We start from the raw sequence: 17389 nt of genomic DNA, 5'->3' as shown, positions 1-17389 counted from the left end.
AAGTGTCTCTTTTTTACCGCAGATCGCGTTATTTCAGCTCTTCGCAAGCCGCTTGCAGCGCCGCGGCATCGGTCAGCGCGAAGCCCTTGACGTTGCCGTCGATGCGCTTGGCGAGCCCGGCCAGCACCTTGCCCGGACCGCATTCTGCCAGTTGCAGCACACCGTCGGCGGCCAGTTTCTGCACCGTTTCGGTCCAGCGTACCGGGCTGTAGAGCTGGCGCACCAGCGCATCGCGGATCTGTGCCGGATCGCTGTAGCTCGCCACGTCGGCGTTATGCAGCACCGGAATCGTCGGCGCCTTGATCTCCACCTCGGCCAGGGCCGCGGCCAGACGCTCGGCGGCCGGCTTCATCAGCGCGCAGTGCGACGGCACCGACACCGGCAGCGGCAGCGTGCGCTTGGCGCCCTTGGCCTTGCACAGCTCCATGGCACGCTCCACCGCGGCCTTGGCGCCGGCGATCACCACCTGGCCCGGCGAGTTGAAGTTGACCGCTTCCACCACCTCGCCCTGCGCCGCCTCGGCGCACGCGGCGCGGATGTCGTCGTCGGACAGGTTGAGGATGGCGGCCATGGCACCGGAGCCGACCGGCACGGCTTCCTGCATCGCCTGGGCACGCAGACGCACCAGCTTGACGGCGTCGGCGAAGCTCAGCGCCCCGGCGGCGACCAGCGCGCTGTATTCGCCCAGGCTGTGGCCGGCCAGCACGGCCGGCTGCGCGCCGCCGACGGCCTGCCAGGCGCGCCAGGTGGCGACACCGGCCGCCAGCATCAGCGGCTGGGTGTTGACGGTGGCGTTGATGGCGTCGGCCGATTCGGCCTTGAGCATGGCCCACAGGTCGTCACCGAGCACGGCCGAGGCTTCGTCGAAGGTCTGCTTCACCACCGGCAGGTCGGCGAAGCCGTCCATCATGTTGAGGCTTTGCGAGCCCTGGCCCGGGAAAACGAAGGCAAACGACATGGTGAATCTCCCAAGAAAACGTCAGGAACGAGGAACGCCAAGGGGCGCCGTCCCGACGCGTTGATCGCAGGACGGCGCACGCCTTGGCGTGCTTGTGTCATCAGAAGGTGAGCAGCACCGCGCCCCAGGCAAAACCGCCGCCGATGCCTTCCAGCATCACGGTCTGGCCACGCTGGATGCGGCCGTCGCGCACCGCGACGTCGAGCGCCAGCGGGATCGAGGCGGCCGAGGTGTTGCCCTGCTCGGGCAGCGTCACCACCACGCGCTCCATCGGCAGACCCAGATGCTTGGCGGTGGATTCGATGATGCGCAGGTTAGCCTGGTGCGGCACCAGCCAGTCGACCTGGTCCTTGCTCATGCCGGCCTCGCCCAGTGTCTTCTCGGCGATGTCCGACAGCGCCTTGACGGCAAACTTGAAGACCGCCGGCCCGTCCATGTGCAGGTAGGGCATGCCCTGGATCTTGCCATCGGCGATCTGCGCCGGGGTGTTCAGGATGTCCTTGTAGCGACCGTCGGCGGCCAGCTTGGCGTGCAGGATGCCGGGTTCGTCCGACTCGCCCAGCACCACGGCACCGGCGCCGTCGCCGAACAGGACGCAGGTGCGGCGGTCTTGCCAGTCGAGGATGCGCGACATCACCTCGGCGCCGACCACCAGCGCCTTTTTGGCCATACCGGACTTGATGTAGTTGTTGGCCGTGATCAGCGCGTACATGAAGCCGGCGCACACCGCCTGCACGTCGAACGCGGCGCAGCCGTGCACGCCCAGTTTTTCCTGCAGCAGGCAGGCGGTGCTGGGGAAGACCATGTCGGGGGTGGTGGTCGCCACCACGATGAGGTCGATTTCGTCGGCGGCGACGCCCGCGTCAGCAAGCGCAGCCTGAGCCGCCTTGCACGCGAGATCGCTGGTGGTTTCCTGCTCGTCGGCGATGTGGCGGGCACGGATACCAGTGCGGGAGACGATCCACTCGTCACTGGTATCGATGCGCTCAGCCAGCATCGCATTCGACAGCACGGTCGGCGGCAGGTAGCTGCCGGTGCCGAGAATGCGTGAATAGGCCATGTGTCTCAGTTCGCTGCTGCCTCGGATTGCTTGATGTGTTGTAGTTGCTCGGCAACCCGCTCGGCGATGTGAGCAATCACGTTGGAGCCGGCTTCCTCGCAAGCCTGTTCCAGCGCGTACCGGAATCCCAGCGCGTCGGTGCCGCCGTGGCTTTTCACCACGATGCCGCGCAAGCCCAGCAGGCTCGCGCCGTTGTAGCGGCGGGCATCCACCCGTTTCTTGAAGTGGTTCAGGACCGGCATGGCGGCCAGCGCACACAGCCGCGTCCACCAGCTTCGGGTGAATTCTTCGCGCAGGAAGGAGGCAATCATGTGCGCCAGACCTTCGGAGGTCTTGAGCGCCACGTTGCCGGTAAATCCGTCGCAGACTACCACATCCACCGTGCCACGGTAGATGTCGTTGCCTTCGACGTTGCCGTAAAAGTTCAGCGCGGCGTCTTTCAGCAGTTCGGCGGCTTGCTTGACGGTCTCGTTACCCTTGATGTCTTCGGAGCCGATGTTGAGCAGACCCACCGTGGGGTTGGCCTTGCCCGACAGGCTGGACACCAGTTCGGAGCCCATGATGCCGAATTGTAGCAGTTGCACCGGCGTGCAATCGACGTTGGCCCCCAGGTCCAGCATGCAGCTGGTGCCCTTGCTGGTGGGCAAGAGCTTGGCGATGGCCGGGCGGTCGATGCCGGGAATGGTCTTGAGTACGAAGCGCGCGGTGGCCATCAGGGCACCGGTGTTGCCGGCCGACACAGCCGCCTGCGCCTCGCCTTCTTTGACGAGGTTGATCGCGACCCGCATCGACGAATCCTTCTTGTTCTTCATGGCCAGCTGCGGCGATTCGTCCATGCCCACCACCTGGGATGCGTGGTGGAGGCGCAGACGGTCGCGCGCGACGGAGCCATGCAGCGCCAATTCCGCCTCAAGGGCGGTCTGGTCACCTACAAGAATGAGTCGTGCGTCGGGATGGTCTTGGAGAAACTGGATCGATGCCGGGACGGTGACCTTGAGGCCAACGTCACCGCCCATTGCATCAACCGCTACGGTGATAGTCATCAACGTGTACGGTAGTGAAACCTACCTGTTGTTGTTTGACAGGTAAAGTTTGTGCGGAAAAAAGCGATTACTCGCCCTTGGTCTTGACGACCTTGCGACCACGGTAGAAGCCGTTCGGGCTGATGTGGTGACGCAGGTGGGCTTCGCCGGTGGTCGGCTCAACGGCCAGAGCCGGGGCGGTCAGAAAATCGTGGGCGCGGTGCATGCCACGCTTGGACGGGGACTTTTTGTTCTGTTGAACGGCCATGGTCAACTCCTAAGAATTTCAAGTAGATTCTATTACACGAATCCGGTTTACTCGGACTTGGTTCCCTTGAGCGCCGCCAGTACCGCGAACGGATTCGGCTTGTCGGCCTTGGCGCGCGTCAGGGCATCCGTACCGCAATCGTCGTGTTTCGGCGACAGCGGCAAGCCCATGATGATTTCGTCTTCGACCAGCCGAACCACGTCCAACTCCGGCTCGGCCATGATGGCGTCGAGCGTTTCGTCGGCCTCGCAGGCCGCTTCGAGCTTCTCTTCGTCGGTGAACAGCGTCACCGAGGAGTCGGTCTTGAGCACATACGGCATGCTGGAAAGGCAGCGCTGACAACGCACGGAGATCGTGGCGTCGAGCGTGAGCCTGAGCACGGCACGGCGTAACGCGTCGACATGGCCGGTGAGGGTATAGTTTACCTCACCGTCCGTACCGGACAGGTCGTCGTGTATGCGTGGATCCAGCGCTGCGATGGCCAGGGTGCCAGTCTGCGAGCGGCCCTCACGGGCAAACTTCAGCGGATCGATCAAAATCGGTTTAGACATAAACCTCGCATGATATAATTCGCCTCCCCGATTTGTCAAAAGAATCAAGCATTCACACCATGCAGATTGTCCTCGCTTCCACCTCCCCCTACCGCCGCGAGATCATCGCGCGCCTGGGCCTGCCGTTCGAGGCCGTGGCGCCGCATTGCGACGAAACCCCGCTGCCCGGTGAAACCGCGCTCATGACCGCCACGCGGCTGGCGCGCGCCAAGGCCGAATCGCTGGCCGGGCGCTTTCCGGCGGCGCTGATCATCGGCTCGGACCAGGTGGCACTGCTCGACGGCCAGCAGATCGGCAAGCCGCTCGAATTCGAACGCGGCGTGGAGATGCTGGCGTGGATGAGCGGCCGCACCGTGCTGTTCCACTCTGCGCTGGCACTGGTGAACAGCGCCACCGGCCGGGTGCAGGAAACGGTGGGGCTGACGCGGGTGACCCTGCGTGAACTCTCCGAGACGCAGATTCGCCACTACCTGACGCGCGAGCCGGACGCGCTGCATTGCGCCGGCGCGGCCAAGAGCGAGGGGCTGGGCGGTGCGCTGATCGCCCGCATCGAATCGGACGACCCCAACTCGCTGATCGGCGTGCCGCTGTTCGAGCTGGTGACGATGCTGGGCAACGAAAGCGTGGAGATCCTGTGATGGCCGGCACGCTATTCCTGATCCCCACCCCGCTCGGCGACGAGGCTACGCCCTGGCTGCCGGAGCCGGAGCGCGCCCGCGTGCTGCACATCACCCATTTCGTGGTGGAGGCGGAAAAGACCGCGCGCAAACACCTCAAGGCGCTCGGCGTGACCACGCCAATCCGCGAGCTGACGCTCGCCACGCTGAACGAGCACACCAAGCCGGCCGACGTGGCGGCGCTGCTGAAGCCGTTGGCCGACGGGCTCGACCTGGGCCTGGTGTCAGAAGCCGGCTGCCCGGCGGTGGCCGACCCCGGCGCGCAGTTGGTGGCGCTGGCGCACGAGAAGGGCTACCGCGTGGAGCCGCTGATCGGGCCGTCGTCGATCCTGCTGGCGCTGATGGCCTCCGGCGCCAACGGCCAGTGCTTCGCCTTCCATGGCTATTTGCCGGTGGACGCGGCGGAGCGCGCCAAGGCGGTGAAGGAGCTGGAACAGCGCTCGCGCCAGCGCAACGAGACGCAGATCTTCATCGAGACGCCATATCGCAATAATGCGCTGCTGCAACAGTTGCGCGAGACGCTGAGCCCGGCCACCCGACTGTGCGTGGCAGCCGATCTGACGCTGCCCAGCCAGACCATCGTCAGCCGCCGCGTCAAGGACTGGCCGAAGGAGGCGCCGGACTTCCACAAGCGCCCGGCGCTGTTCGTGATCCACGCCGGCTGAGCCGGTTTGTCCCGCCGGCAATGATGAAAGCCGGCCGATGATGTCGGCCGGCTTTTGTTATCCCCCGCTCCGCTTCACCCTGCTTTCCTTTTACTTACTGCGAGCACCACGGGTACTGGCGTGAGGAGGAGGACCCGGCTGGCCTGCAATCGGCCGGGCTATCGCTCTGCAACGGCGCCGGTCCGTCTCAACCCGGGGAGTCAAGCAGCCCCGCCAGCACTGCCCGTGCCGCCTCGTCCAGCCGCTCTCCCGCCAGCCGCAGCGCCGCTCGCCCCATGGCGCGGTAGGCGTCGGCGCACAGCGCGTCGTCGATCACCGCGAGATGCCGCGCCACGGTGCCGGCGTCGCCGCGCACGATGGGGCCGGTGAGCGCCGCCGCCGGCCCCAGCGCCAAGGTGTTGTCCAGCGTCTGGCACATCAGTCCGCCCACCAGCTGCGACGCCACCGCCGCGTCGATACCGGCCCCGGCTGCCACCTGCAGCGCCAGCGCGTTCAGCGTCACCAGGTAGTTGGACGCCATCGACAGCGCGGCGTGGTAGGCCGCCTTGCCGCCGGGAGCCAGTCGGAACGGCCGGCCGCCGAGGGCTTCGGCCAACCTTTCCAGTTCGGCGCAGACACTGTCCTCCCCTTCCAGCGCGCACAGCGTGCCGCCGAAGCCTGTCACGGCACGCGCCGGCTCGGCGAACGAAAAGGCCGGGTGCAGGCTGCCGATGCGCACGCCTCGCGCCGCCAGCGGTGCCAGCAGGCTCGCCTCGCCGGCGCCGCTGGCGTGAAACACCAGAGCCCCGGCCGGCACCACGCTGGTGGCCGCCAGTTGGCACGCGATGGCGGCTATCGCCGCATCCGGCACCGCCAGCAGGTAGAGATCGGCCGGGGCCAGCTGAGTCAGCTCGGTGACGGCGCGACCGGCGCCGATGAAGGCGAGCGCCTCGGCGGCGTGCGCCGCGTCGCGGCACAGCACGTCGACCACGGCGTAGCCGGCGTCGTGCGCCAGCCGTCCCAGCGTGCGCCCCAGACGCCCGGCGCCGATGATGCTCAGACGCCCCATGACACCTCCTCGTCCGCGCTGCGCGTCAGCGCAACGTCATGCCATACTGCCAATGACATCGTTGAATTTCCCGACTGGATGGAAAACATGAAACTGATCCTGTTCTTGCTGCTGCTGGCCCTGCCGCTGCTGTACGCCGCCGTCCTCTACAACGCGCTGGTCGGCCTCAAGCACCAGGTCGGCAAGTGCTGGGCCAACATCGACGTGCTGCTCAAGCAGCGCCACGACGAATTGCCCAAGCTGGTGGAGGTGTGCCGCCAGTACGCCCAGTTCGAACAGGCTACCCTGACCCGGGTGATGGAGGCACGCGCCGCGATCTCGGATGCCGCACGGGCCGGCAATCTGGGTCGGCTCGGCGAACTGGAGAGCGGACTGTCCGGCCTGCTCGGCCGCCTCTTCGCGGTGGCCGAGGCCTACCCCGAACTCAAGGCCGACCAGCAGTTTTCTCACCTGGCGCAGCGCATCAGCCAGCTGGAGGAAAACATCGCCGACCGGCGCGAACTCTACAACGAAGCGGTCAACCTCAACAACGTGCGCATCGAACAGTTCCCCGACGTCTTCATCGCCCGGCTGTGCGGATTCCGCCCCGCCACGCCGCTGCGCTTTGCCACCGCCGAGACGCGCGACGTCGACCTGACCGCCCTGTTCCAGCGTTAAGTGAGAAAACGGCTGATTTACCGGCTGACCAGCCATGGCTGGCTGGGCTTCGCCGGCTATCCCTTGGCGCTGCTGCTCGGGTTCAAGCTGCAGCCGGCCCTGCTCTACACGCTGGGCTTGCCGCTGTGCATCACGTTCGGCCTGCTGGCGTGGTGGCTCAATTACCGCCGTTACCGGGTGATCGCCGATACGCCCACGTCGCGCACCGGCGCGGTGGCCCAGGGTTACGTCGAGCTATTCGGTTGCGCGCGCAGCCATGAGCGCGCCCCGCTCTACAGCTCGCTGAGCGGGCGGCGTTGCGTCTGGTTCCGCTGGGAGCGCCGCTACGTCGGTCGCGACGGCCGGCTCGATCCGGCCCGGCAGGAAGAAAGCGACGCCTCCTTTCTGCTGCAGGACGGCCACGGCGAGGTGGTGGTCGACCCGGAACACGCCGAGGTCCATCCCGCGCACCGCGCGAGCTGGCACGATCAGGACTATCTGTGCCGCGAGGAATGGATCGCCGACGACGACCCGCTGTACGTGATCGGGGAGCTGGTCGCCATCGGCGGCGAGGCTGCTACCGACCAGCGGCGCGACGTAGCCGCCCTGCTGGCGGAGTGGAAGCGCGACCAGCCGGCGCTGCTGCGCCGCTTCGACCTCGACCGCAGCGGCCGCATCGACGAGCGCGAGTGGCTGGCGGCTCGTGCCGCCGCCGAACGCGAGGTGCGGCAACAGCAGGAAGAGCTCGCCGCCACCCCGCTGACTCTACACATGCAGCCACCGGCCGACGGCCGACCCTACCTGATCATCACGCTGTCGCCGCACGACAGCCCCCGCGCCTTCCGCTGGCGCGCCTGGCTGCACCTGGGCGTCGCGCTCACCGGTCTGCTGCTGTGGCTGCGCACGGGCTGAGCCCTGGCCAAGAGTCTCCGCTCTTCCCTCGCCGGCGCCCGTCTAGATGACCAATGCCCTTTTGACGATCGGCGCCAGCGCCAGCGTCGACGGCAGGCTGCCGAAACTGCCGCCCCAGTCCTCGCCCAAGCGCGAGGCACAGAACGCCTCGGCCAGCGCTTCCGGGGCGTGGCGCAGCAGCAAACCGGCCTGCACCAGCAGCACCATGCGCCGTACCAGGTGCCGGGCGTCGGCCTCCGCCACGGGGCACTGCAGCTGGTCGCTCAGGCGCCCCAGGGCGTGGCGATAGAGCGGGTGACGTCCCGGCACCTGCGCCAGCTCGGCCAGCAGCACGTCGCGTGCGCGCGGGTGCTTGGCGAGGGTGCGCAGCACGTCGAGGCACATTACGTTGCCCGAGCCCTCCCAGATCGAATTCACCGGCATTTCGGCGTAGGCCCGCGCCGCCACGCTTTCCGCCATGTAGCCGTTGCCGCCCAGCACCTCCATCGCCTCCGCCGCCAGTTCCGGTCCGCGCTTGCACACCCAGTACTTGCCGGCCGGCACCAGCAGCCGGCGCAGCAGCGTCTCGCCCTCGTCGTCCGGGGCGTCGCCGGCGCGCGCCAGGCGCAAGGCCAGCGTGATGGCGGCCTCGGTCTCCAGCGCCATGTCGGCCAGCACGTTGAGCATCAGCGGCTGCTCGATCAGGCGTTGGCCGAAAGCGCGGCGATGGCGGCAATGGTGCACCGCCTGCGCCAGCACCTGGCGCATCATGCCGGTGGAACCCAGCAGGCAGTCGAAGCGGGTGTGCCCGCCCATTTCCAGGATGAGCGGCACGCCCCGCCCCTCCTCGCCCAGCAGCACGGCGTAGGCGGCGTCGAACTCGACCTCGGCCGAGGCGTTGGAACGGTTGCCGAGCTTGTCCTTGAGCCGCAGCAGGCGCACCGCGTTGCGCGTGCCGTCCGGCAGCCAGCGCGGCAGAAAGAAGCAGGACAGACCGCCCGGCGCCTGCGCCAGCACCAGGTGGGCGTCGCTCTGCGGCACCGAGAAGAACCACTTGTGACCGCTGAGGCGGTAGCTGCCGTCCGCGCTCGGTTCGGCCCGCGTGGTATTGGAACGGACGTCGGAGCCGCCCTGCTTCTCGGTCATGCCCATGCCGACCAGGCCGCCGTGCTTCTGCGCGAGCGGCAGGTCGCGTTCATCGTAGTCGTGGCTGCACAGCGTCGGCAGCCAGTCCAGCGTCAGACCGGCGTGCTGCGACAGCACCGGGATGGCGCCGAAGGTCATGGTGGTGGGGCACAGCGTGCCGGCTTCGACCTGGGCCTGCAGCAGGAAGGCGGCGGCGCGCGCCACATGGGCGCCGGGCCGGGGCTCCTCCCACGGCGCGCAATGCAGGCCACGGTCGACGATGCCGCGCATCAGCGTGTGCCAGGCGGGGTGAAACTCCACCTCGTCGAGCCGAAAGCCCTGGGCGTCGAAACCGTGCAGCAAGGGGGGATAGCGGTTGGCGAGCCGTCCCAGCTCGAAGCTGTCGCGCCGACCCAGCAGTGCGCCGCAGTGGAACAGCGGCTCGCGCGCCCAGGCCGCACCCTCGCGCACCACCCCTTCCTGCAAGGCGGCATCGCTGCTGAACAGGTTGTAGTCGACCAGAGGCGGCGGCTGGTTCAAGACTTCGCGGGCAGACGGGGGCATGCGGATTCTCCTGGCGGAGCACGCTGGCCGAGGGCGTGCCGGCCACCATGTCCTTTTGCAGCCTAGACCCGCCACCCGCCCCCGGCAAGCCGGACACCGGCAAACAAAAACGGCTCCCCGCAATGGGGAGCCGTTTACCGTCAAAGGTTGGCCGAAGCGGTGCGACACACCGGCTGCGACGCCGCCTAACGCTTACTCATACTCTTCGACCGACGGGCAGCTGCACACCAGGTTGCGGTCGCCATAAACGTCGTCGATGCGGTTCACGCTCGGCCAGAACTTGTTGTCCAGCACGTACGGCAGCGGGAAGAAGGCCTCGTCGCGGCTGTACGGACGGTCCCAGTCGGCGGCGATGTCGGCCTTGCTGTGCGGCGCGTTCACCAGCGGGTTGTTGTTGAGCGGCCAGACGCCGTCCTGCACCTTGTCGATTTCCTGGCGGATGGCCACCATCGCGGCGATGAAGTGGTCCAGCTCGGCCTTGGACTCGGACTCGGTCGGCTCGATCATCAGCGTGCCCGCCACCGGGAAGCTCATGGTCGGCGCGTGGAAGCCGTAGTCCATCAGACGCTTGGCCACGTCCACCTCGGTGATGCCGGACTCCGCCTTGAGCGGACGCAGGTCGATGATGCACTCGTGCGCCACGCGGCCGTTGCGGCCGGTGTACAGCACCGGGTAGTGCGCCGACAGATTCTTCATCAGGTAGTTGGCATTCAACAGCGCCATCTCGGTGGCGTGCTTCATGCCTTCCGCGCCCATCATGCGGATGTACATGAAGGAGATCGGCAGGATCGACGCGGAACCGAACGGTGCCGCGGCAACCGCGCTCTGGCCGGCCACGGCACCCGGTACTGCGGACACCACGTGGTTGGCCATGAACGGCGCCAGGTGCGACTTCATGCCGATCGGGCCCATGCCCGGGCCGCCGCCGCCGTGCGGGATGCAGAAGGTCTTGTGCAGGTTCATGTGCAGCACGTCGGCACCGATGTCGGCCGGGCGGGTCAGGCCCACCTGCGCGTTCATGTTGGCGCCGTCCATGTACACCTGGCCACCGGCCGCGTGCACGATCTCGCAGATTTCCTTGATGCCTTCCTCGAACACGCCGTGGGTGGACGGGTAGGTGATCATCAGCGCGCCCAGGTTGGCCGCATGCTGCTCGGCCTTGGCACGCAGGTCGGCCATGTCCACGTTGCCGTTCTCGTCGGTCTTCACCACCACCACCTGCATGCCCAGCATCTGCGCGGTAGCCGGGTTGGTGCCGTGCGCGGATTGAGGGATCAGGCAGACGTTACGGTGCGCTTCGCCACGGCTGGCGTGGAAGCGGCGGATCGCCAGGATACCGGCGTATTCGCCCTGCGCGCCGGAGTTCGGCTGAATGGAGATAGCGTCGAAGCCGGTGATGGCCAGGAGCTGCTGTTGCAGCGCCTCGATCATTTCCAGATAGCCGGCAGCCTGATCGCGCGGGGCGAACGGGTGCATGTTGGCGAATTCCGGCCAGGTGATCGGGATCATCTCGCTGGTGGCATTGAGCTTCATGGTGCAGCTGCCGAGGCTGATCATGGAGTGGTTCATCGCCAGGTCGCGGTTTTCCAGCTTCTTGAGATAGCGCAGCATCTCGTGTTCGCTGTGGTGAGTATTGAACACCGGGTGCGACAGGATGGCCGATTCGCGCTTCAAGGCGGCCGGGATGGCATCGGCAGCAGCGGCGTCCAGCGCGGCGACGTCGGCCGGCTTGCCGGTGAAGATTTCGATCAGCTGGGCCAGATCGGCTTCGCTGGCGGCTTCGTGGAAGGCCACACCCAGCACGCCGTTGCCGGCGTCGCGCAAGTTGATACCGGCGGCCAGCGCGGCAGCGTAGACCTTGGCCGCATCCGCGCCCAGCTCGACCTGTACGGTATCGTAGAAACGATCGAACACCAGCTTGCCGCCGGCGGCCTTCACCGCGTGGGCGAAGATGGCCGCCAGGCGATGGATGCGCGCGGCGATGCGCTTCACGCCCTCGGCACCGTGGTACACGGCGTACATGCCGGCGATGTTGGCCAGCAGTACCTGCGAAGTACAGATGTTGGAGTTGGCTTTCTCGCGGCGGATGTGCTGCTCGCGGGTCTGCAGCGCCATGCGCAGCGCGGTCTTGCCCTTGGCATCGACCGACACGCCGATGATGCGGCCCGGAGCGGAGCGCTTCATCTCGTCCTTGAACGCGAAGTAGGCGGCGTGCGGGCCGCCGAAGCCCATCGGCACGCCAAAGCGCTGGGTGTTGCCCACCGCCACGTCGGCGCCCATCTCGCCCGGCGACTTCAGCGCCACCAGCGCCATCACGTCGGCGGCGACGATGGTCAGCGCGCCCTTGGCCTTGGCTGCGGCGATATACGGGGTCAGGTCCAAGAGCTCGCCGCTCTCGCCCGGATACTGGAACAAGGCGCCGAAGTAGTCGCCGTTACCCACCTCTTCCGGATGGCCCAGCACCAGCTCGAAGCCGAAGTACTCGGCACGGGTCTTCATCACGTCCAGCGTCTGCGGCAGCACGCGGCTGTCGACGAAGAACTGCTCGGACTTGGACTTGGACACGCGGCGCGCCATGGCCATGGCTTCGGCGGCGGCGGTGGCTTCGTCCAGCAGCGAGGCGTTGGCGATTTCCAGCCCGGTCAGGTCGATGATCATCTGCTGGAAGTTCAGCAGCGCTTCCAGGCGGCCCTGGGCAATTTCGGCCTGGTACGGGGTGTAGGCGGTGTACCAGCCCGGGTTTTCCAGCACGTTGCGCAGGATCACGCCCGGGGTCAGCACCGGGTAGTAGCCCAGGCCGATGAAGGATTTGTTCACCACGTTCTTGCCGGCGACCGCTTTCAGGTCGGCCAGCGCGTCGGCTTCACGCTGCGCCGACGGCAGGTCCAGCGCGCGGTTGAAGCGGATGTTGGCCGGCACGGTCTGGGCCACCAGGTCCTCGAGGGAGCTGGCGCCGACGTAGGCCAGCATCTCGGCCTTCTCGGTCTCACAGGGGCCGATATGGCGGTCGATGAATTCGTTGTGGTTAAACAGAGCAGAGAGTGTCATGTTGCAAGTATCCGGATGCAAGAGGACTATGGACCGGCGCCGCCGGCCCCGTAAAAACAAAAGCCTCGCGCCCTGGGACGCGAGGCCGGTTCGGCTCGATCAGGCGCCGATTTCCTGAGCGTACTGTTCGGCGCTGAGCAGCTTGTCGAGGTCGGTGACGTTGCTCGGCTTGACCTTGAAGAACCAGCCCTGGCCGTACGGCTCGCTGTTGGCCAGTTCCGGAGCGGCTTCCAGCTCGCCGTTCACGGCCACCACTTCGCCCTCGATCGGCGCGTACACGTCGGAAGCGGCCTTCACCGACTCCACCACGCCAGCCTGCTCGCCTTCGCCCAGGGCGGAGCCCACTTTCGGCAGCTCGACGAACACGATGTCACCCAGCAGCTCCTGGGCGTGTTCGGTAATGCCCACGGTCACGGTGCCGTCTTCTTCCAGGCGCAGCCACTCGTGGCTGGATACGTATTTCAGTTCGGCGGGAATTTGGCTCATTACTGCATCTCCAATGTAGAAAAAGTTAATGACGGGGCCTTGCCGCCCCGTCTGGAAGCGGGCCAGGCCCGCCTCCACTCAGTCCGGATACTCGGCTTAATTAAAGACTTTTTTGCCGTTGCGAACAAACGGCATCTTGACCACGCGCACCTCGGTCAGCGTGCCGCGCAGATCGACCTGGGCCGCCTCGCCGGTCGCGGCCGGCACGCGGGCGATGGCGATGGAATGCTTCAGCGTCGGCGAGAAGGTGCCGCTGGTGATGACGCCTTCGCCGGCGCCATCGACCACCACCTTCTGCCCCTCGCGGAGCACGCCGCGCCCTTCCAGCACCAGACCAACCTGCTTCATCGCAACGCCGGCTTCCTTCTGCGCTTCCAGCGCGCGGCGGCCGATGAAATCGCGGCCGTTAGGCTCCCAGGCGATGGTCCAGCCCATCCCGGCCGCCAGCGGCGACACGGTCTCGTCCATGTCGTGGCCGTACAGGTTCATGCCGGCTTCGAGACGCAGCGTGTCGCGCGCGCCCAAGCCGATCGGCGCCACTCCGGCCGCCAGCAATTCGCGGAAGAAGGCCGGCGCCTCGGTAGCCGGCACCATGATTTCCAGGCCGTCTTCGCCGGTATAGCCGGTTCGCGCAAAGAACCAGTCGCCTGCAGGCAAGCCCTGGAAGATTTTCAGAGATTTAATAGCGTCTGCCAGCGTCGGCTTCACCGCGCACACTTTGGCAATGGCGTTGGGACCTTGCACAGCCAGCATAGCCAGATCGCGACGCACGTTCAGCGTCACGTCGAAACCGGCTTTCTGCTGCTCCATCCAGGCCAGGTCCTTGTCGGTGGTACCGGCGTTGACCACCATGCGGTAGCCGTAGGAAGTCAGATAGACGATCAGGTCGTCCACCACGCCGCCGTCGGCGTTGAGCATGCCGGAGTACAGCGCCTTGCCCTCGAAGCCCAGCTTGGCCACGTCGTTGGCGATCAGCTTCTGCAGCCAGGCCTTGGCGTCCGCACCGGTGATGTCGATCACGGTCATGTGGGAGACATCGAACATGCCGGCGTCGCTGCGCACCTGTTCGTGCTCTTTCAGCTGCGAGCCATAATGGATGGGCATTTCCCAGCCGGCAAAATCGACCATTTTGGCGCCGGCGGCGAGGTGTTCGTCAAACAGGGGGGTACGTTTCGGGGCCGTCATGCGGAGTCCTTCAGGGTGCGTTCATCCTTCTATACACCCCTCTGTCCCTACACCTGAGATTTTCCGACTGGTGCAGCACCAGCCGTTAGCCCCTTCGGTGGGCGCCTGGAACCAGGCGCCGCTCTCCAGATTCGGCGGGCCGCTCATGGAACGACGGCCCGATCCTCGCAGTCCTTTTGCCTGAGCGATTGCGGGTGCACTTGCGCCTTCGGCGGCGGCCGGCTTGCGCGGCCACTCTCTCCTGCTAGATGGGGCAAGATTATCGGCGCTGGCTGCCGGTCTGGCAAGCCGCACGCGGCGGCATGCCGCGATTATGTAGGCGCAGCGCCACGTTACTTCCCCACACAATGGCCAAGCAGAGCCCTTTTCCGATCAGGTTGGCCGAAGCCCGGCTCACACCGTCACCGGCCCTGCCGGCACCTTGTCCAATGACCAATGCCCCCGCGCCCAGGCCCACAACTCGGCCAGGCTACCGCACTCGTTCGGCGGCACATGACCCAGGCGCTGCAACGCCCGACGCAGCTCGTCCGCCGCCGCCTGCGGCGCAATCGCCGGCGCCAGCGTCTGCTTGGACAGTTTCTCGCCGGCCGCGTTGACCATCAGCGGCAAGTGGCAGTAACTCGGGGTATCCACGCCCAGCGCCCGCTGCACGGCGATCTGGCGCGGCGTCGACACCAAGAGGTCGGCGCCGCGCACAATATCGGTCACGCCCTGCGCGGCATCGTCCACCACCACCGCCAGCTGGTAGGCCCAGAAGCCGTCGGCGCGCAGCAGCACAAAATCGCCGATGTCGCGCTCCAGGTCCTGGCGGCACTCCCCCTGCAAGCGATCGATGAATACCGTCTCGCCAGCCTCCACGCGTAGCCGCCAGGCACGCCCAGCGCGCCCCGCCACACAACCGTGACGGCAGGTTCCCGGGTAGACGTAGCCATCCACCCCGCGTCGGGCGTGTGCCGCGATCTCCTTGCGCGTACAGCCACAGGCGTACGCCAGGCCATCGCGGGTCAACTGATCCAGCGCGGCGCAGTACAGCTCGTGGCGCCGGCTCTGGTACTCCACGACGCCATCCCACTCGAAACCCAGCGCCTCCAGCGTCTGCAGAATGGCCGAAGCAGCGCCGGCCACCTCACGCGGCGGATCGAGGTCCTCCATGCGCAGCAACCACTCCCCGCCTCGCGTGCGCGCTTCCAGGTAGCTGCCGACGGCCGTGGTCAGCGAGCCGGCATGCAATAAGCCGGTCGGACTGGGGGCAAAACGGCCACGGTAGGGCAAGGAGGGTGTGAAGCCAGACATCATCGGGAGACAGCCGGGAAAATCAAACAGCGGCAAAATTGGCTAGACTGTTGAGTGTCCGCATCCAAATTGCCAAAGGAAAACGCGATGGCCTACGTTGTAACCGAAGCTTGTATCAAATGCAAATACACCGACTGCGTCGATGTCTGTCCGGTCGACTGCTTCCATGAAGGCCCCAATTTCCTCGCCATCGACCCTGACGAATGCATCGATTGCACCCTGTGCGTCGCAGAGTGCCCGGTCGAAGCGATCTACGCCGAAGACGACGTACCGGCCGACCAACTGCATTTCATCGAGATCAACGACCGGCTGGCCAAGGTCTGGCCGGTAATCGCCGCCAAGAAGGCCCCCCTGCCGGATCACGAAGACTGGGCCGAGGTCACCGGCAAGACCCAGTACCTGGAAGAATAATTATAGGGTCGCCGGGCAAAACCCAGCTGGCATTATTGCACTCGCATGCGCCCCCTTCGCCGGACAAATCCTTGCGTGCCAATCTCTGGATTGGCTCAGCGATGGACTTGCACGTAGCGGTTCGCCCGGCAAACCCTTGCCATCCTGCCTGTACGGTGCACACGCCAAGGCCCGTGCTCATGGCCGTGATCGCGGGGGCAGCAAGCGGCTCGGCTCACGCCAGCGGCAGCCGCACCTCGAAGCAGGCGCCCCCGCCCTCGCGGTTGCCGGCGCGCACGCTGCCATGCAATTCCTCCACCACTTTCTTGACGATGGCGAGCCCCAGCCCGGTCCCCCCGGAGCGCGTGGTAAAGAACGGTTCGAACACCCGCTCCAACAACTCGTCGCCCAGCCCCGGCCCCTCGTCGACCACGCACAGCCGCACCGCGCCGTCCTCCAGCCGCGCACTCAGCCCCACACACTGGTCCTCGGCAGAAAAGTGCAACGCGTTCTCCAGCAGATTGACCAAAATCCCCGCCAGCGCCTTGCGGTCTCCCGCCACCCGCACCGGCTCGCCCAGCGCAAAGTCACAGTCCAGCCGCACCGCTCGCGCAGCGTAATGAGGCTGCACCACGGCGCGGACCTCTTCCAGCAACCCGGCCACGTCCAGCAGCTCGAGCTCGCACACCTGCCCCCTGACGAAGCTCAGCATGTTCTGGATCAGCCCTTCCAGCGCCTTCAAACGGGCCAGGCTCTTGTCGATGAAGCGCTCTCGCTCCACCTCCCCCAGGCTGGGCTGGCGCAGGTTGGCGGTGTAGAGCATGGCCGTCGCCAGCGGGGTACGCAACTGATGCGCCAGCGACGCCGCCATACTGCCCATCGAGGCCAGTTTCTGCTGCTGCGCCAGCTCGCTCGAGAGCTGATGCAGGTGCGTGACGTCGTGCAGCAGCACGATCTGCCCGCCTAATTCCGGCAGATCCTGGTACTGCAGCGTGATGCGGCGCGCCGGCTGCTCGCCACAACGCGGTAACAAGAAGGTGTTATCAATGTCGGTCGGCTGGAAGCCGGCCAGCACCTCCGGCCATGGCCGCCCCCGCACCGACGCCCCCAGCATCGCCTCGGCGGCGGAGTTTTCAGTCTGCACCCGGCCATCGGCCAGCAACTCGATCACCCCGGCCGGCAGCGCCTCCAGCAACATGCCGAGCCGCTCGGCCAACGCCGCGTTATTCGAGAGTTGACGCCTAAGCTCGTTATTGGCCTCGTCCAGCTGCGCATTCAGCACATTGACCTGCCCCTGCAACTGGTTGTAGGCATCGATCAATTGGCCGGAAACGGCGTTGAACTGGGCAAACGCCTGCTCCAGCGTTTGCTGGTCGTGCAAGTTTGAAACAGTTTTTGTCATTCACCACAACACATTTGTAAAAACTGATTAATCAGTATGATAATTATCCAAACCGGTTAAGCCAATCTGGGGTACATTTGCCGTAATGGACGGAGCCAATGGCCCCCGACACCCCTAATA

General features: G+C 66.2%; 17 protein-coding genes and 2 riboswitches. Of the genes, 5 read left to right on the top strand and 12 right to left on the bottom strand.

All coding sequences use genetic code 11. From position 1 onward, the window contains the following. Positions 1–28: 28 nt before the first annotated feature. The 5 genes from fabD to B9N72_RS09590 form a co-directional block, all read right to left on the bottom strand. Positions 29–958, bottom strand: coding sequence for an ACP S-malonyltransferase (fabD, locus tag B9N72_RS09610; RefSeq protein ID WP_085276182.1), 930 nt, complete (start codon positions 956–958; stop codon positions 29–31). A 100-nt stretch (positions 959–1058) separates the two neighbouring features. Then, the gene (locus tag B9N72_RS09605; RefSeq protein WP_085276181.1) at positions 1059–2018 is read right to left on the bottom strand and encodes a beta-ketoacyl-ACP synthase III; all 960 of its coding nucleotides are present in this window, start codon (positions 2016–2018) and stop codon (positions 1059–1061) included. A gap of 5 nt (positions 2019–2023) precedes the next feature. Next, positions 2024–3061 (bottom strand): phosphate acyltransferase PlsX, encoded by a 1038-nt coding sequence (gene plsX / locus B9N72_RS09600; protein WP_085276180.1) that lies wholly within the window; start codon positions 3059–3061, stop codon positions 2024–2026. 67 nt (positions 3062–3128) lie between these two features. Next, positions 3129–3308 (bottom strand): 50S ribosomal protein L32, encoded by a 180-nt coding sequence (rpmF, locus tag B9N72_RS09595; protein ID WP_024303785.1) that lies wholly within the window; start codon positions 3306–3308, stop codon positions 3129–3131. Between the two features lie 47 nt (positions 3309–3355). Further along, a complete protein-coding gene (locus B9N72_RS09590; RefSeq protein WP_085276179.1) occupies positions 3356–3859 on the bottom strand; it encodes a YceD family protein in 504 nt (167 codons plus the stop codon). A gap of 59 nt (positions 3860–3918) precedes the next feature. Here B9N72_RS09590 and B9N72_RS09585 point away from each other — a divergent pair, with 59 nt between their 5' ends. Together B9N72_RS09585 and B9N72_RS09580 are read left to right on the top strand one after the other, a co-directional pair. Then, positions 3919–4497, top strand: coding sequence for a Maf family protein (locus tag B9N72_RS09585; RefSeq protein WP_085276178.1), 579 nt, complete (start codon positions 3919–3921; stop codon positions 4495–4497). Beyond that, positions 4497–5201, top strand: a complete 705-nt coding sequence (locus B9N72_RS09580) for an SAM-dependent methyltransferase (protein ID WP_085276177.1) — start codon at positions 4497–4499, stop codon at positions 5199–5201. Before B9N72_RS09585 ends, B9N72_RS09580 begins: the two co-directional genes overlap by 1 nt. Before the next feature lie 187 nt (positions 5202–5388). Here B9N72_RS09580 and B9N72_RS09575 read toward each other — a convergent pair whose 3' ends face one another. Next, a complete protein-coding gene (locus B9N72_RS09575) occupies positions 5389–6249 on the bottom strand; it encodes a Rossmann-like and DUF2520 domain-containing protein (protein ID WP_085276176.1) in 861 nt (286 codons plus the stop codon). 87 nt (positions 6250–6336) lie between these two features. On the opposite strand from B9N72_RS09575, the gene B9N72_RS09570 reads away from it, so the two are divergent. Next, entirely contained in the window at positions 6337–6906 is a 570-nt protein-coding gene (locus B9N72_RS09570; protein ID WP_085276200.1) for a LemA family protein, read from the top strand. Continuing rightward, positions 6907–7797, top strand: coding sequence for a hypothetical protein (locus B9N72_RS09565; protein ID WP_085276175.1), 891 nt, complete (start codon positions 6907–6909; stop codon positions 7795–7797). A gap of 42 nt (positions 7798–7839) precedes the next feature. Here B9N72_RS09565 and B9N72_RS09560 read toward each other — a convergent pair whose 3' ends face one another. From B9N72_RS09560 to gluQRS, 5 genes are all read right to left on the bottom strand, one after another. Further along, the gene (locus tag B9N72_RS09560) at positions 7840–9465 is read right to left on the bottom strand and encodes an isovaleryl-CoA dehydrogenase (protein ID WP_085276174.1); all 1626 of its coding nucleotides are present in this window, start codon (positions 9463–9465) and stop codon (positions 7840–7842) included. A gap of 192 nt (positions 9466–9657) precedes the next feature. After that, positions 9658–12513 carry an aminomethyl-transferring glycine dehydrogenase gene (gene gcvP, locus B9N72_RS09555; RefSeq protein WP_085276173.1) on the bottom strand — a complete coding sequence of 952 codons (2856 nt, stop codon included), beginning with the start codon at positions 12511–12513 and terminating at the stop codon, positions 9658–9660. Positions 12514–12612: 99 nt separating this feature from the next. After that, positions 12613–12999 (bottom strand): glycine cleavage system protein GcvH, encoded by a 387-nt coding sequence (gcvH, locus tag B9N72_RS09550; RefSeq protein WP_085276172.1) that lies wholly within the window; start codon positions 12997–12999, stop codon positions 12613–12615. Positions 13000–13095: 96 nt separating this feature from the next. Next, the gene (gcvT, locus tag B9N72_RS09545; protein WP_085276171.1) at positions 13096–14184 is read right to left on the bottom strand and encodes a glycine cleavage system aminomethyltransferase GcvT; all 1089 of its coding nucleotides are present in this window, start codon (positions 14182–14184) and stop codon (positions 13096–13098) included. A 31-nt stretch (positions 14185–14215) separates the two neighbouring features. Continuing rightward, positions 14216–14323: riboswitch (glycine riboswitch) on the bottom strand. A gap of 19 nt (positions 14324–14342) precedes the next feature. After that, positions 14343–14438, bottom strand: a riboswitch (glycine riboswitch). Between the two features lie 139 nt (positions 14439–14577). Next, positions 14578–15480 (bottom strand): tRNA glutamyl-Q(34) synthetase GluQRS, encoded by a 903-nt coding sequence (gene gluQRS / locus B9N72_RS09540; protein WP_085276170.1) that lies wholly within the window; start codon positions 15478–15480, stop codon positions 14578–14580. Between the two features lie 84 nt (positions 15481–15564). On the opposite strand from gluQRS, the gene fdxA reads away from it, so the two are divergent. After that, positions 15565–15888: a ferredoxin FdxA gene (gene fdxA / locus B9N72_RS09535; RefSeq protein ID WP_085276169.1), complete on the top strand. Its 324-nt coding sequence runs from the start codon at positions 15565–15567 to the stop codon at positions 15886–15888. 214 nt (positions 15889–16102) lie between these two features. On the opposite strand, the gene B9N72_RS09530 is transcribed toward fdxA, so the two are convergent. Continuing rightward, a complete protein-coding gene (locus B9N72_RS09530) occupies positions 16103–17248 on the bottom strand; it encodes a sensor histidine kinase (protein WP_234985934.1) in 1146 nt (381 codons plus the stop codon). Between the last annotated feature and the right edge of the window lie 141 nt (positions 17249–17389).

Source organism: Pseudogulbenkiania subflava DSM 22618 (assembly GCF_900177275.1).
GTDB classification, from domain to species: Bacteria; Pseudomonadota; Gammaproteobacteria; order Burkholderiales; family Chromobacteriaceae; genus Pseudogulbenkiania; species Pseudogulbenkiania subflava.
Note: the sequence above shows the minus strand (reverse complement) of the source record. Positions and strands in the feature narration are given on the sequence as shown.